This is a genomic window from Streptomyces bobili, from assembly GCF_002154575.1.
GTDB lineage: Bacteria > Actinomycetota > Actinomycetes > Streptomycetales > Streptomycetaceae > Streptomyces > Streptomyces bobili.
In genome coordinates, this window is sequence record NZ_MUBA01000014.1 from 13248 (window position 1) to 27178 (window position 13931).

A 13931-nucleotide genomic window follows, 5' to 3' on the forward strand; every position below is an offset into this window, starting at 1 on the left:
GTGCCCTGAAGAAGTCAGGTGGTCCATCGTCCTACGCGGTGGCGAGTTCACACCACACGAACTTCCCCCGATTCCCGAACCTCGCCAGCGGCTGCCAACCCCAGACCTGAGAACAGGCCTGTACCAGCCCCAGCCCTCGGCCGTCCTCCTCCTCTCCGAGATCGGCCGACTCGGACGGGAACCAAGGCGGTTCGGGGTCCGTGTCCCAAGCCCCGATCCGTAGCACCCCGTCCGCCCACCGCACGCGCAGTGCCGCGGGCCCCTTGGTGTGCCGTACGGCGTTGGACACCAGCTCGGCGGCGAGCAGTTCGGCGGTGTCGACGAGGCCGATCAGCCCGTGGAGGGTGAGGATCAGCCGGAGGGTGCGGCGGGAGACGGTGACGGCACGGAGGTCGTTGGGGATGTAGAGGGAGTATTCCCAGGCTCCAGAGGGCCCGTCGGCCTGGGACTGCTGCGAGATCTCGTCTTCGGGCGTGCGTCAGCTCCGGTTCGGTGGTGGGGCTTCGGAGAGCCGCGGAAGGCTCGTGGGCGGTGGCATTGCCGCGGCCGTCATGGCAGGACGGGGCGGTGCGCTTCCGGGGTCCCGGCGGTTCCGCAGTGTGTGCGTCGCATCACCGAAAGCAGACCTAGATTTCCAGGTCTAGCAAGCGGATCGCGTAATCTGACGCTGAACGAGTGGCGCCCACAAGCGTGTTGAGTCGAGGAGCCGTGCATGGCCGGGTTGAGGCGTGAACCGACAGCGCGTCAAGTGCGCCTTGGGATCGAACTGCGCAAACTGCGGGACGCGGCAGGCCTCACGGGGCGCGAGGCAGCGGCAGCGCTCGGGGTCAGCTCGGCTCAGATCAATCACATCGAGTCCGGCCTCTCCGGCGTGAGCGAGCAGCGCCTGCGTCGCCTCGCCGCCATCTACGCCTGCTCGGACGGCAAGTTGATCGATGCCCTGGCAGTCATGGCGACCACCCGGGGCCGGGGCTGGTGGGAGGAATACCGGGGCACGCTGCCGACGCCGTTCCTGGACCTGCCCGAACTCGAGCATCACGCCCACTATCGGTGGGACGTGGAGTTCCTCCACGTCCCTGGCCTGCTGCAGACCGAGGAATACGCCCGTTCACTCTTCTCCTACGTCAACCCCGAGTTCCCTCAGGACGAGGTGGAGCGGTGGGTCGAGCACCGCATGAAGCGCAAAGTCGTCGTCGAGGGCCCCGAGCCGATCCCGTACGAAGCCGTGATCCACGAGGCGGCGCTGCGCATCCGGGTCGGCGACCAGACCGGGACACGCGCCCAGCTCACTCGCGTCCTTGAGCTCTCCGAGGCCGACAACGTCACCGTGCGCGTCATCCCCTTCGCCCTGAACGGCTTCGGCGGGGCGGGCAGCGCCATGGTGTACGCGGGCGGCCCGGTCCCCCAGTTGGACGCCGTTGTCCGTGATGGCCCGAACGGCCCGGTGTTCATCGACGCGGCAGCCCAACTCAGCCGCTATCGAACGCTCTTCCGTAGGGTAGAAGCGGCATCACTTGAGCCCGAGCACTCGCGTGACTTCATCCACAAGCTGACGAAGGAGCTGTGAGGACGACATGACCACCTCCGACACCTGGCGCAGGTCTTCCTACTCGGGCGGCGGCCAAGGCGACGCCTGCGTCGAGGTCGCGGACCTGGACACCCACATAGCCATTCGAGACTCCAAGGCTCCCACCCGCGCCACCCTCACCTTCCCGGCGCCCGCCTTCGCCACGTTCGTCGAGACCCTGAAGAAGAACCCGACCTCCTGACCAGAACAGCCGGTCGCAGCTGAGCGCGTCGCCTCCGGTCGGCGGTGCCCACCCAGAGGCGGTCCTGGGCAGGCGGCGAGCGACAGGTGGGAACGAGTTCAGCTTCACGCACACCGCCACCGCTGCCCGGATTGCACGAGGGGTGGCCGACAATCACCGATTCACACCCGTTTCCCACCTATTCTGACGGTATGTCAGATGATGAGTCCTACGAACTGCTCGGGTTCGACAACGTCCTGCTGCCCGTCGGGGACCTCGGTGAGGCCGTGAGGTTCTACGAGCGGGCCGGGTTCGCGGTGGCGTTCCGGTTCGACGAGGCCGGGATCGCCTTGCTGAAGGTCGGGGGCGAGACGCCCGGCATCCTGCTGCGCGAGGAGGAGGCGCTCGGGCACCGGCCGCCGCCGTGGCCCTCCCCGCGCGTGTGGCTCGAGGTGCCGGACGCGCGCGTGGCGGCCCGCGCGCTGGCGGACGCCGGGATCGGGACCCTGGACGAGCCGTTCAAGGGGGCCACCGGCTGGACCGTGGAGGTCGCCGACCCCTGGGGGAACGTCCTGGGCTTCACCGACTACACCAAGCGGCCGGAGTTGGGCCGGAGGGCAGGGCGTGAGGTCAGGGTGTGACGCAGGCCCCATCCCCTCCGCCCGCAAGGGAGTTGAACACGTTCAAAAGCAGGTCTACAGTCTGACCTGTCAACGTTTTTGAACGCGTTCAGAAGGGGGAGGCGCATGGACCGCACGGTCGTCGCCTACGTCATCTACCTGGTCGTCAGCATCGCCCTGACGATCTGGGTCGCCCGCACCCTCAGCAGCAACGGACGGGTCTTCCTGGCCGACGTGCTGCACGGGAACGAGAAGCTCGCCGAAGCCGTCAACCATCTGCTGGTCGTCGGCTTCTACCTGGTCAACCTCGGCTTCGTCGCCCTGTACCTCAGCGGTGACGAGACCATCGCCGACACCCGCGGCATCTTCGAGGCCCTGTCGACCAAGCTGGGCGTCGTCCTGCTCGTCCTCGGGGTGATGCACCTGGGCAACGTGTACGTACTCAACCGCATCCGGCGGCGCGGGCTCATGGAGCGCGAGCAGGTGCCGCCCGTCGCGCCGCAGGGCTGGGTCGCCCCCACGGCCGGAGCCTGACCGCCATGAAGACCGCGACGACGGCCCCACGGGCCGCCACCGGGGCCACCGCCGACCGGGACGCCGTGCGCGTCCCGGTCCGCCGGCTCACCGTCCTGTACGACGCCGACTGCTCCCTGTGCGCCTTCCTGAGCGACTGGCTGCGCCGCCAGCGGCAGCTGGTGCCGCTGGAGCTGGTGCCCGCCGGCTCCCCCGAGGCGGCCCGCCGCTTCCCCGGCCTGGACCACCGCGCCACCCTCGACGAGATCACCGTCGTCGGCGACGCCGGCCAGGTCTACCGTTCCGCCGCCGCCTGGATCGTCGTCCTGTGGGCCCTGCGCGAGCACCGGCCCCTCGCCCACCGGCTGAGCACCCCCGCCGGGGCCAGGCTCGCCAAGGGTGCCGTGCTCGCCGCGGCCAAGTGGCGCGGAAGCCAACAGCACCGCGGCGGATGGGGCGGGAGCGGGTACCGCCGGGCCGACGGATGGGCGTACGACCCGGCGCGGGGCTGGGCGCACACCTCCCCCACGTCCCCCGCCTGTGACGACGGCTCCTGCCCCACTGGTTAGGCTCTCTTCCCGTGCCCGCGAACAACGACGGCCCCGACGGGGCCGCTCCCCCGACCCGGCCCTCCGAGGCCGCCGTTCCGACCAAGTCGGAGCAGACCCGCGCGCTGATCCTGGAGACGGCGATGCGGCTGTTCCAGGAGCGCGGCTACGACAAGACGACGATGCGGGCCATCGCCAAGGAGGCAGGGGTCTCGGTCGGCAACGCGTACTACTACTTCGCCGGCAAGGAACACCTGATCCAGGGCTTCTACGACCGTCTCGCCGCCGAGCACCGGGTGGCGATCGCGGAGCTGCTGGAGCGGGAGAGCGGCCTGGAGGCGCGGCTGGCGGGTGTGCTGCGGATCTGGCTGGACGTGGCCACGCCGTACCACGAGTTCGCGGTGCAGTTCTTCAAGAACGCCGCCGACCCGGACAGCCCGCTCAGCCCCTTCTCCCCGGAGTCGGAGCACGCGCGCGAGGAGGCCGTCAACGTCCACAGGGAGGTGCTGGCCGGGTCGAAGGCGAAGGTGCCGGAGGAACTGCGGGAGGTGCTGCCCGAGTTGATGTGGCTCTCCCAGATGGGGCTCGTCCTGTACTGGATCTTCGACCGTACCGAGGGCCGCGAGCGCAGCTACCGGCTCGCGGAGCGGGGCGCCCGGCTCACCGCGCGCGGGGTGGCGCTGGCCCGCTTCCGGATGCTGCGGCCCCTCGTCCACGAGGTGCACGAGCTGTTCACGGACTTCCTGCCCGGCATGACGAAGGCCCTGCCGGACCCGGCGAAGAAGAAGCAGCCGGGCCCGGCGGAGCGGGACGGGTAGCGCGCCTCAGCGCGGCGCGTCCACCTCCCCCTGCTCCAGGTCCAGTTCCACGTCGACGACCAGTGGCTCGTCCGCGACCAGCAGCTGCCGGGCGCGCGAGGTGTACGAGGCGGCCGTCGTCGCCAGCAGGTACGTCCCCGGCGCCGGGACCGCGAGGATGTACGAGCCGTCGGCGAGTGAGGTGACCCGGTCCAGCTGGCGTCCGCCCTTGGACATCAGGGTGAGCGCCGCGCCCTCGACGGGATCGCCGGCCGGGTCGCGCACATAGCCATGGACCGCCGAGGCCGGGCCGTCGGCCTCCGGTGCCGCTTCCTCGGCGTCCTCACGCGGTTCCACCGCCAGGTGCGGCAGCCGCTTGTCCAGCCAGGCTGGCAGCCACCAGTTGGACGTGCCGAGCAGATGCATCGCGGCCGGAACCAGGGCCGTACGCAGGATGAACGCGTCCAGGGCGACCGCCGCCGCCAGGCCCACGCCCGCCATCGCGGCGCCCGCGTCGCCGCTCAGGACGAACGCGAGGAACACACAGACCATGATGAGGGCGGCGGAGTTGATGACCCGGCTGGTCTCGGCGAGGCCGACGCGCACGGCGCGGGCGTTGTCGCGCGTGTGCACCCATTCCTCGTGCATCCGGCTGACCAGGAACACCTGGTAGTCCATCGACAGGCCGAACAGCAGGGACAGCATGATCACCGGCAGGAAGGCGTTGATCGGACCCTCCTTGCCGAGGCCGAGCAGTTCCAGGCCCCAGCCCCACTGGAAGACCGCGACGAGCACGCCGAAGGAGGCCGCCGCCGCGACCAGATTCATCAGGGCCGCCGTCAGCGGCACCACCAGCGAGCGGAAGGCCACCAGCAGGAGCAGGAAGCCCAGGCCGATGATGGTCGCCACGAACAGGGGCAGGCGGTCCCCGGTGACGGTCGAGAAGTCCTTGGAGACCGCGGTCACCCCGCCGACGTGCGCCTTCGCCCCGGTGCCCGGGATCACCTCGTCGCGCAGCCGGTCGATGAGCGCGTCCGTCTCCTGCGACTGCGGTGAGGTCGTGGGGACCACCTGGACGACGGTGACGCCCTGGGCGGGCGGCAGCGCGGTGACCCGGGCGACTCCCTCGGTGCCCTCGATGTCCTTGACGAGGGCGGTGGTGTCACCGTCCGAGACGACCACCTGGAGGGGGCCGTTGAAGCCGGGGCCGAAGCCCTCGGCGAGCAGGTCGTAGGCCTGCCGGGTGGTCGTGGTGCTGTCGTCGTTGCCCTGGTCGGTGGCGCCCAGGCGCAGCGAGAGGACGGGCAGGGCGAGGACGGCCATGACCGCCAGGGCGAGCACGGCGATCCGCCACGGCCGCCGCTGCACACCCGCCGACCAGCGCAGGGCGAGCCCCGTCGCCTTCTCCGGCTCGGGGCCGGTCGTCGCGAGCATGCGCCGCTGCTTGCGGCTGAGCACGCGCGGGCCGAGGAAGCCGAGCAGCGCCGGGAGCAGCGTCGTGGCGGCCAGGACACTGAGGACGACCGTGAGGGAGGTGCCGATGACTACGCCGTCCAGGAAGCGCAGGTTCGTCACCAGCATCCCGGCGAGCGCGATGCACACGGTGCCGCCCGCGAACAGCACGGCCCGGCCCGAGGTGTTGAGGGCGGTGACCGTCGACTCCTCCGGGTCCATGCCGCGCAGGATGCCCTTGCGGTGCCGGGTGACGATGAACAGGGCGTAGTCGATGCCGACGCCCAGGCCGATCAGGGTGGACAGCAGCGGGGCCAGGTCGGGGATGTCGGTGACATGGCTGAGCAACTGGGTGGAGAACATGCCGGTGCCGACACCGAAGACGGCCACGCCGATCGGCAGCAGCATCGCGAACAGCGAGCCGAAGGCGAGGAACAGCACGACGGCCGCGGCGCCGAGGCCCACCATCTCGGCGAGGCCGGCCGGCGGCTCCTGCACCCGCTGGATGGCCTGACCGCCCAGTTCGACGTCCAGGCCGTCGCGCCGGGCGTCCCGCGCGGTGTCGACGACGTCCTCGACGAGTTCCTTGGGCACCGCGTTCGCCTGGTCGGTGAAGGTGACCTGGGCGTACCCGATCCGCCCGTCCTCGCTGACCTGGCCCGCGCCCTCGGCACCCGCGTAGGGGCTGGTGACGCCGCCGACGCCCTTCATGCCGGCGATCCTCTCCAGTGCGGGCTGGATCCGGGACCGTACCTCCTCGTCGCGGACCGAGCCCTCGTCCACCTTCCAGACGACCGTGTCGGTGTCGCCCGCGCTCGCGGGGAACGCCTTCTCCATCAGGTCGTACGCCTTCTTGGAATCCGTGTCGGGGAGGGAGAAGACGTTCGCGTAGTCCGTGCCCGCGGACGAGGCCGAGAAGCCCAGTCCGAACAACGCCCCCACCCACAGCAACAGGACCACCAGCCGGTGCCGATAGCACCATCGCGCCAATGCCGCCACGCTCGCTCCTTCGTCGTCGGTCGGTCCCCCAGGTCCTGCGCAACAGGATCGGGGCCGCCACGCGCGCGTGGCGGCGAACCGCCATGACTCTCAAGGAACTCCAAAGGGGGAACCGGCCCCGTTCCCCGCGGCCCCGCCGATACTGGGGGGCATGACGACGGCTCCCGGCACCGTGCTGGTCGTGGAGGACGAACCGAGCATCGCGGACGTCCTGGCGATCGCCCTGCGCTTGCACCGCTTCGAGGTGATGACCGCGGGCACCGTCCGCGAGGCCCTCACCCTCGCCGGGCGGGTGCGGCCCGACGTGGCACTGCTCGACGTGATGCTGCCGGACGGCGACGGACGGGCCCTGGGGCGGGAACTGCGCGAGCGGCGACCGGAGCTGGCCCTGGTCTTCCTCACCGCGCGGGACGCACCCGCGGAGATCGTCGGCGCCCTCGGCTTCGGCGACGACTACATCACCAAGCCCTTCGACCTCGACGTGGTCGTCGCCCGCATCACGGCCGTCCTGCGCCGCACCCGCCCCCACGACGTCCTCCCGCAGCGCCCGCCGCTGCGCTACGGCGACCTGGAGCTGGACGAGGCCACCTACTCGGTGCACCGCGCGGGCCGCACCGTCGAGCTGACCCCCACCGAGTACGCCCTGCTGCGCTTCCTGGTGCGCAACGGCGGCCGGATCGTGCCCAAGGAGCAACTCCTGCGCCACGTCTGGCAGTACGAGCACACCCCGCCCGAGTCGACCGTCGTCGAGACCTACATCAGCTATCTGCGGCGCAAACTGGACGCGCTGGGACCGCCCGTGATCACCACCCGCCGGGGCGTCGGATACGGGATCGCGTGAAACGCCTGCGCCGGCGTGGCATGCACTCCCTGCGCGTGAAGCTGACGGCGGCCAACGTGGCGCTGCTCGCGCTCGGCATCGTCGCCGCGACCGCCGTCAGCCTGATGGGCATGCGGCACTACCTGCTGGACCAGGCCGACTCCGAACTGACCAAGACCCGCGCCTCGCTGAGCAGGTCGGGGCTCACCCTGCGGCAGATCGACTCGCTGAGCGTGCTGGGCTTCGTCCGCGACCGGCTGGTGCCCGAGCAGTCCGAGGAACCGCCCACGCCGGACACCGTCTTCGCCGCCGTCGGCGGCGACGGGAAGGCGGTGGCCGTCTTCGGCGTCGAGCCGACCGAGGCCCAGACGGGGCTGGCGGACGCGGTAGACGACCCCGCCGCCCTCGCCCGCGACGCGGACCCGCACGACGTCACCGTGCACGGGGCCGCCTACCGGGCGACCGCGATCCGGCTCCCCGACGGCTCCTACATCCTGCTGGCCACCTCCACCGACGCCCTGCACAAGGGCATGGTCAAGGCGCTCAAGCTCGACCTCGCCGTGGGCACCCTGCTGCTGGCGCTGCTCGCCTGCCTGACGCTGTTCAGCGTGCGGCGGCGGATGCGGCCGCTGGAGGACATGGTGGAGACCTCCTCGGCGATCGCGGAGGGCGACCTGACCCGGCGCGTGCCCTCCCGTCACGACCCCACCCAGGAGGTCGAGCAACTGCGGCTCGCGCTGAACTCGATGCTCCACCAGGTGGAGACGGCGTACCGCACGCGCGAACGCAGCGCCGCCCAGCTGCGCCGGTTCGTCGCCGACGCCTCGCACGAGCTGCGCACCCCGCTGTCCGCGATCCGCGGCTATCTCCAGCTGTACGACCAGGGAATGCTGCGCGACCCGGCCGAACGGCGGCGCGCCTGGGACCGGATGAACGGCGAGGTGGACCGCATGGGCCGGCTCGTCGACGAACTGCTCACCCTGGCCCGCCTCGACCAGCGGCCCGAGCTGCGGCTGCGCAACGTGGACGTGAGCCGTCTGGTGCGGGACGCGGCGCAGGACCTGCGCGCCCAGCAGCCGGACCGGCCCGTCACGGTCGACGCGGAGGGCGCGGTGCTGGTGCGGGCCGACGAGTCGGGGCTGCGCCAGGTCCTCGGCAACCTCCTGGCCAACGTGCGCACGCACACGCCCGCCGACGTGCCGGTCGAGCTGGCCGTGGAGCGCGCCGACGACGTCGTACGGCTGTCGGTGCGGGACAAGGGGCCGGGGCTGGCCGCGGAGGACGCGGCGCGGGTCTTCGACCGCTTCTTCCGCGCGGGCGGCGGCGCGGGCAGCGGTCTCGGCCTGGCCATCGTGCAGGGCGTGGTCGACGCCCACGGCGGTGAGGTGGGCGTCCGCACGGCTCCGGGCGAGGGCCTGACGGTGACGGTACGGCTGCCGGCCCGCCCGGCGGGGTGCGGTTGAGACCGGGGGATCAGGCCTGCTTCGACGCCAGCTCGATGACGGTGATGTCCGAGGGGGCGCCCACGCGTGTGGGCGGGCCCCAGGCGCCGGCGCCGCGCGAGACGTAGAGCTGGGTGTCGCCGTAGCGTTCCAGGCCCGCGACGGTCGGGTTCGCGGCGGCGGCGAGGAGGCTGCCGGGCCAGAGCTGGCCACCGTGGGTGTGGCCGGAGAGCTGGAGGTCGACGCCGTGCTCGACGGCGTCGTGGATCTGCACGGGCTGGTGGGCGAGGAGCACGCACGCGCGTGCCGTGTCCCGGCCGCCGAGCGCTCGCGTGAAGTCGGGGCCCTGGCCCTCGCTCTCACCCGCGATGTCGTTGACGCCGGCCAGGTCGAACCACGGCAGTTCGGTCCGCGCGTTCTCCAGGGGGAGCAGGCCGAGCCGGCGCACCTCCTCGACCCACTGCCCGGCGCCGGAGAAGTACTCGTGGTTGCCGGTGACGAAGTAGCTGCCGTGACGTGCCGTCAACTGCGCGAGGGGCGCGGCGGCCGGGCCGAGGTCCTTCACGCTGCCGTCGACCAGGTCGCCGACGACCGCGATCAGGTCGGGCTGCGTGCCGTTGATCGTGTCGACGACCTTCTGCGCGAAGCCACGGCCGAGGACCGGGCTCAGATGTATGTCGCTGACGACGGCGATCCGGTAGCCGTGCGCCGCGCGCGGCAGCCTGGCCAGCGGGACGGTGACCCGCTTCACCCGCGGGCCGCGCAGCACGCCGTAGGTGCCGTAGCCGACGGTCCCGACGGCGGCCACGGCCGCGGCCCCGCCGACGACGCGGGAGACGAACAGGCGGCGGGAGGGGGCGGCGAGGAGCGTGGAGCCGGTGTCCTGCGGGGTCGGGCCGGTGTCCTGCGGGCCCTCGGGCGGCGCGGGCCTCGCTCCCGGACGGGCGGACGACGGGACGGTCTCCGTCTCCTCGTGCCGCGCGTCCACCGGCCGGGCCACAGGCACGTCGGCGGGCGCCCGCCGCTCCAGCCAGCGCCGCAGCAGCGGCCGTACGGCCTCGCCCGCCAGGACGGCGAGCAGCAGGTAGATCGACAGGGCCAGCCACAGGAAGCCGGGCCAGGCCAGGACGCGCTGGAGCCAGAAGGGGGCGCCGGTGCGCTCGGCGACCAGGGCGCTCACGGCGAGGGCCCAGCCGCCCGCGATCAGTACCGCGCCGCCGCGCCGGACCCAGCCGGCGGCGCGGGTCGTGTCGCGGAACAGGCGGCGCCACAGGTACCAGTTGGCCCCCGCCATGACGGCCAGGACCGCCAGGGCGAGCAGCACGAAGAGGATGGCCACGGTTGTCGTATCCCTGCTGTGGTCTGCGGCGTCGGGCTATGAGGTTCGGCGCAGGGCGCGCAGTCCGCGCAACCCGATGCCCCCGACGACCGTCCCCAGTACGAAGGAGACGACGGCGAGCGTCAGATGGACCCAGAAGTAGGCCGTGGGGTCGCCGTCGTCGAACGCGAGACCGCTGCCGTCCTTGATCAGGTTTTTGACGAAAGTGACCCAGATGATCCAGCTCCACACCCCGAAGGCGAGAAGGAACCAGGACACCCGGCGGCTGAGCTTCATGCGTCCAGTATCGCCGCCCGGTGTCCGGTTCCATGACGGGGGTGGGGTGGGGGACGGGACTTCCCGTCGTCTGCCAGGTACTTTCTCCGTCGTGCCCGCACCCTTGAAGCAGACCGCCAGGCGAACCCTGCTGGTCACCTCAGCGACCCTCGCGTCCCTCGCGCTGACCGCGCCCGTGTCCCTGGCGGCGCCGACCCCGAAGCCGAAGCCGACCGCATCGCCCTCGGCCTCGGTCTCCGGTTCTCCGGCCGCCAAGGACAAAGCCTCGGCCTCGGCTTCGGCTTCGACCAGTCCGTCGGCCACTCCCCCGGGGAAGATGTCGTCGCTGGGCGGCGCCCGCCTCGGGCAGGCCGGGACGCAGGTCCAGCTCGCCGGCGGCGCGCCGGTGCTGCCGAAGGACCTCACCGCACGGTCCTGGATCGTCGCGGACGCCCAGTCCGGCGAGGTGCTCGCCGCGCACAACGCGCACTGGCGGCTGCCCCCGGCGAGCACCATGAAGATGCTCTTCGCGGACACGCTCCTGCCGAAGTTCCCCAGGACCACCCAGTACAAGGTCCAGCCGAAGGACCTGGAGGACCTGGGCGCCGGGTCCAGCCTCGTCGGGATAAAGGAGGGCGAGACGTACTCGGTCGACGACCTGTGGCTCGGCGTCTTCCTGCGCTCGGGCAACGACGCCGTGCACGTCCTGTCGTCGATGAACGGCGGCGTCGCGGAGACGGTCAAGCAGATGAACGAGCACGCCGAGGAGCTCCAGGCCCTCGACACGAGCGTGGTCTCCCCCGACGGCTACGACGCTCCCCACCAGGTCTCCTCCGCGTACGACCTGACACTGATCGCCCGTTCCGGGCTGCAGAAGAAGGACTTCCGGGAGTACTCCTCGACGGTGACCGCGAAGTTCCCGGGCGCCACCACGAAGAACAAGAAGGGCAAGACGGTCCGCGAGACCTTCGAGATCCAGAACACCAACCGGCTGCTGACCGGCGACTACGACATCAGCCAGTACCCGGGCATCGCGGGCGTCAAGAACGGCAACACCACCAACGCCGGCGCCACCTTCACCGGCGTCGCCGAGCGCGCCGGACGGGTGCTGCTCGTCACGGTGATGAACCCGGAGAAGGACGACCACAACGAGGTCTACAAGGAGACCGCCGCCCTCTTCGACTGGGGCTTCCAGGCGGCCGGCAAGGTGACTCCGGTGGGCGAGCTGGTCCCGCCGAGGGGTGCCGCGCAGGCCAGCGCGCAGCCCGGCGCCAACTCCGGTGAGGACGGGGAGGCCGGCGGCGCCGGCAACGTCTCCGAGAAGCCGGTGGCGGGCGCGGTCGCCGGGAACGGCTCCGGCGGGATCGGGATCGCCATGGCGATCACCGGCGGCGTGCTGGTGCTGCTCGCGGGTGCCGCGTTCCTCGTCAACCGCCGCTGGCCGCTGCCGGACCTGGTGCGCCGGCGCCGCTGATCCCGTCCGGGGCGGAGCCGGTACCGGCCTCGGTACCGGCCTCGGCCTCGGCCTCGGCGCTCCCCGTCGCCGTCCACGCGGCGCAGAAGAGGATCAGTTTCGCGGTGAAGTTGATCCACAGCAGCAGGGCGATGGGGACGCCGAACGCGCCGTACATGCTCTTCGCGGCCACGCCCTGCATATAGCCGCTGAGCAGCAGCTTCAGCAGTTCGAAGCCGACCGCGCCGGTCAGCGCCGCCACGATCAGGCGGCGGCGCGGCGGCTCGACGCCCGGCAGCAGCGTCAGGACGTACAGCAGGAGCAGGAAGTCCGCGAGGACGGCGACGGTGAACGCGGCGACGCGCAGCAGGATGCCGCCCCAGCCGGACTTGTCGATGCCCGCCTGCTCGATGATCCAGCCGACCATCGCGGAGGCGACGGTGGAGATGGCGAGGGTGACGAGGACGGCGCCGCCGAGGCCGAGCAGGATGCCCAGGTCCTTGAGCTTGCGCAGGACCGGGTTCTCCTCCTCGTCGCGCAGCTCCCACACCGCGCGCAGGCACTCGCGCGTCGAACCCGCCCAGCCGACGCCGGTGAACAGCAGGGCGGCGCCGGCGATGAGGCCGACGGTGCCGGCGTTCTGCACCAGGCTGTCGATGTTCAACTTGTCGGAGATGCCGGGTACCTGGTCGGTGAGCTTGTCCTGGAGTTCCTGCTGCCGCTCGGGGCTGAGGGTGGCGGCGCCGATCGTGGCGGCCACGGTCAGCAGCGGGAAGAGCGCGACGAAGCTGGTGAACGTCATCGCGGCGGCCAGCATCGTCCACTGCACCCGGTCCAGCCGCTCGTACGACCGCCACGCGTGCGTGAGCGTCAGGCGCGTGATCCACGGCCCGATCCCGGGAAGCTTTTTCAGCCAGTCCATGGTCCGACTCTGCCCTTGTTGGATCCGTACGATGCTCCGGCCGAGCACCCGTTGTCCCCTCGGTCACCGATGGGCGAGCGCCATGCCCCCTCGGATCACCAATTGGCGACCGCCAGACCGTACATGGCGAGCCAGGCCAGGCCGATGAGCGCGAGGGCCCGGTCGCCGAGGACGACCTCCTCGGGTTCGCCCGCGGTGCCGCGGTCGGCGAAGACGGCGTAGCGCAGGACGGCCAGGATGAAGGCGACCACGGACAGCTGACGCCAGGGCAGCACGCTGGTGTGCGGGACGCCGCCCTCGCCGAGCGCCCACAGGCAGTAGCCGAGCACGGCGACGCCGGCCGCGAGCTGCCAGACGAAGCGCAGGTAGCCGGTGGTGTACTCGGTGAGCAGCGCACGCGTGGCGCCCGCCGTCCCGGCCATCTGGACGGCCTCGGAGTAGCGCTTGGCCGACACCATGAACAGGGCCCCGAACCCGGTGGTGATCAGGAACCAGCGCGACAGCGGGATGCCGAGCGCGAGCCCGCCGACCATGGCCCGCATCAGGAACCCGGTGGTGACGACGACGAGGTCGACGACGAGGACGTGCTTCAGGCTGACGCAGTACGCCAGTTGCATGGCCAGGTAGGCGGTCAGGAGTACGGCGACGGCGGGTGCGGTCAGCCAGGCCGCGGCGGCCGGTGCGAGGACCGCGAGGGCGCCTCCGACGGCGTAGGCGACGGGCACCGGGACCTGCCCGGCGGCGACCGGGCGGTGCCGTTTGGTGGGGTGGGCGCGGTCGGCCTCGGCGTCGCGGGCGTCGTTGACCAGGTAGACGGCGGCGGCGCAGGCGGTGAACAGGGTGAGGACGAGGACGAGTTCGGTGAGGGTGTGGACGGTGAACAGCTGCCCGGCCGCGGCGGGGGCGGCGACCACGAGGAGGTTCTTGACCCACTGTTTGGGGCGGGCGGTGCGCAGGAGGCCGGCCAGGAGGGAACCGGACGGCGGGGCGGGATCGGGGACGGTCTTTACGTCGGCGTCAGGG

Annotated in this window: 15 protein-coding genes; 9 read left to right on the forward strand and 6 right to left on the reverse strand. The window is 71.6% G+C overall.

Translation table 11 applies throughout. The features are described from left to right. Positions 1-31: 31 nt before the first annotated feature. On the reverse strand, positions 32-460 hold the full coding sequence (locus BZL64_RS40775; RefSeq protein WP_086765261.1) for an ATP-binding protein: 429 nt from the start codon (positions 458-460) through the stop codon (positions 32-34). Between the two features lie 252 nt (positions 461-712). Between BZL64_RS40775 and BZL64_RS01550 the strand changes: the two genes are divergently transcribed. The 6 genes from BZL64_RS01550 to BZL64_RS01575 all read left to right on the forward strand — a co-directional run bounded on the left by BZL64_RS01550 (position 713) and on the right by BZL64_RS01575 (position 4247). After that, positions 713-1567 (forward strand): helix-turn-helix domain-containing protein, encoded by an 855-nt coding sequence (locus BZL64_RS01550; RefSeq protein WP_086765263.1) that lies wholly within the window; start codon positions 713-715, stop codon positions 1565-1567. 7 nt (positions 1568-1574) lie between these two features. Then, entirely contained in the window at positions 1575-1769 is a 195-nt protein-coding gene (locus BZL64_RS01555; protein WP_086765265.1) for a DUF397 domain-containing protein, read from the forward strand. Between the two features lie 191 nt (positions 1770-1960). After that, positions 1961-2389 (forward strand): VOC family protein, encoded by a 429-nt coding sequence (locus tag BZL64_RS01560; protein WP_086765267.1) that lies wholly within the window; start codon positions 1961-1963, stop codon positions 2387-2389. A gap of 105 nt (positions 2390-2494) precedes the next feature. Beyond that, on the forward strand, positions 2495-2902 hold the full coding sequence (locus tag BZL64_RS01565; RefSeq protein WP_086765269.1) for a hypothetical protein: 408 nt from the start codon (positions 2495-2497) through the stop codon (positions 2900-2902). Between the two features lie 5 nt (positions 2903-2907). Continuing rightward, the gene (locus BZL64_RS01570; protein ID WP_086765271.1) at positions 2908-3450 is read left to right on the forward strand and encodes a thiol-disulfide oxidoreductase DCC family protein; all 543 of its coding nucleotides are present in this window, start codon (positions 2908-2910) and stop codon (positions 3448-3450) included. Between the two features lie 11 nt (positions 3451-3461). After that, complete coding sequence (locus BZL64_RS01575; RefSeq protein WP_086765274.1) at positions 3462-4247, forward strand: TetR/AcrR family transcriptional regulator; 786 nt, start codon at positions 3462-3464, stop codon at positions 4245-4247. Between the two features lie 6 nt (positions 4248-4253). Here BZL64_RS01575 and BZL64_RS01580 read toward each other — a convergent pair whose 3' ends face one another. Continuing rightward, positions 4254-6668, reverse strand: a complete 2415-nt coding sequence (locus BZL64_RS01580; RefSeq protein ID WP_086765276.1) for an MMPL family transporter — start codon at positions 6666-6668, stop codon at positions 4254-4256. 160 nt (positions 6669-6828) lie between these two features. On the opposite strand from BZL64_RS01580, the gene BZL64_RS01585 reads away from it, so the two are divergent. Together BZL64_RS01585 and BZL64_RS01590 are read left to right on the forward strand one after the other, a co-directional pair. Next, positions 6829-7518, forward strand: coding sequence for a response regulator transcription factor (locus BZL64_RS01585; RefSeq protein WP_086765279.1), 690 nt, complete (start codon positions 6829-6831; stop codon positions 7516-7518). Between the two features lie 20 nt (positions 7519-7538). Further along, positions 7539-8960, forward strand: a complete 1422-nt coding sequence (locus BZL64_RS01590) for a sensor histidine kinase (protein ID WP_086765281.1) — start codon at positions 7539-7541, stop codon at positions 8958-8960. A gap of 10 nt (positions 8961-8970) precedes the next feature. On the opposite strand, the gene BZL64_RS01595 is transcribed toward BZL64_RS01590, so the two are convergent. Together BZL64_RS01595 and BZL64_RS01600 are read right to left on the reverse strand one after the other, a co-directional pair. Continuing rightward, entirely contained in the window at positions 8971-10278 is a 1308-nt protein-coding gene (locus BZL64_RS01595) for a metallophosphoesterase (protein ID WP_086765283.1), read from the reverse strand. A 36-nt stretch (positions 10279-10314) separates the two neighbouring features. Further along, the gene (locus BZL64_RS01600; protein WP_086765285.1) at positions 10315-10554 is read right to left on the reverse strand and encodes an SCO4848 family membrane protein; all 240 of its coding nucleotides are present in this window, start codon (positions 10552-10554) and stop codon (positions 10315-10317) included. A gap of 91 nt (positions 10555-10645) precedes the next feature. Between BZL64_RS01600 and BZL64_RS01605 the strand changes: the two genes are divergently transcribed. Beyond that, positions 10646-12007 carry a D-alanyl-D-alanine carboxypeptidase family protein gene (locus BZL64_RS01605; RefSeq protein WP_244205142.1) on the forward strand — a complete coding sequence of 454 codons (1362 nt, stop codon included), beginning with the start codon at positions 10646-10648 and terminating at the stop codon, positions 12005-12007. On the opposite strand, the gene BZL64_RS01610 is transcribed toward BZL64_RS01605, so the two are convergent. After that, positions 11961-12908: a YihY/virulence factor BrkB family protein gene (locus BZL64_RS01610; protein ID WP_086765289.1), complete on the reverse strand. Its 948-nt coding sequence runs from the start codon at positions 12906-12908 to the stop codon at positions 11961-11963. The two genes, BZL64_RS01605 and BZL64_RS01610, sit on opposite strands and share 47 nt — an antisense overlap. A gap of 95 nt (positions 12909-13003) precedes the next feature. Next, entirely contained in the window at positions 13004-13876 is an 873-nt protein-coding gene (locus BZL64_RS01615) for a decaprenyl-phosphate phosphoribosyltransferase (protein WP_086765296.1), read from the reverse strand. Positions 13877-13931: the final 55 nt, after the last annotated feature.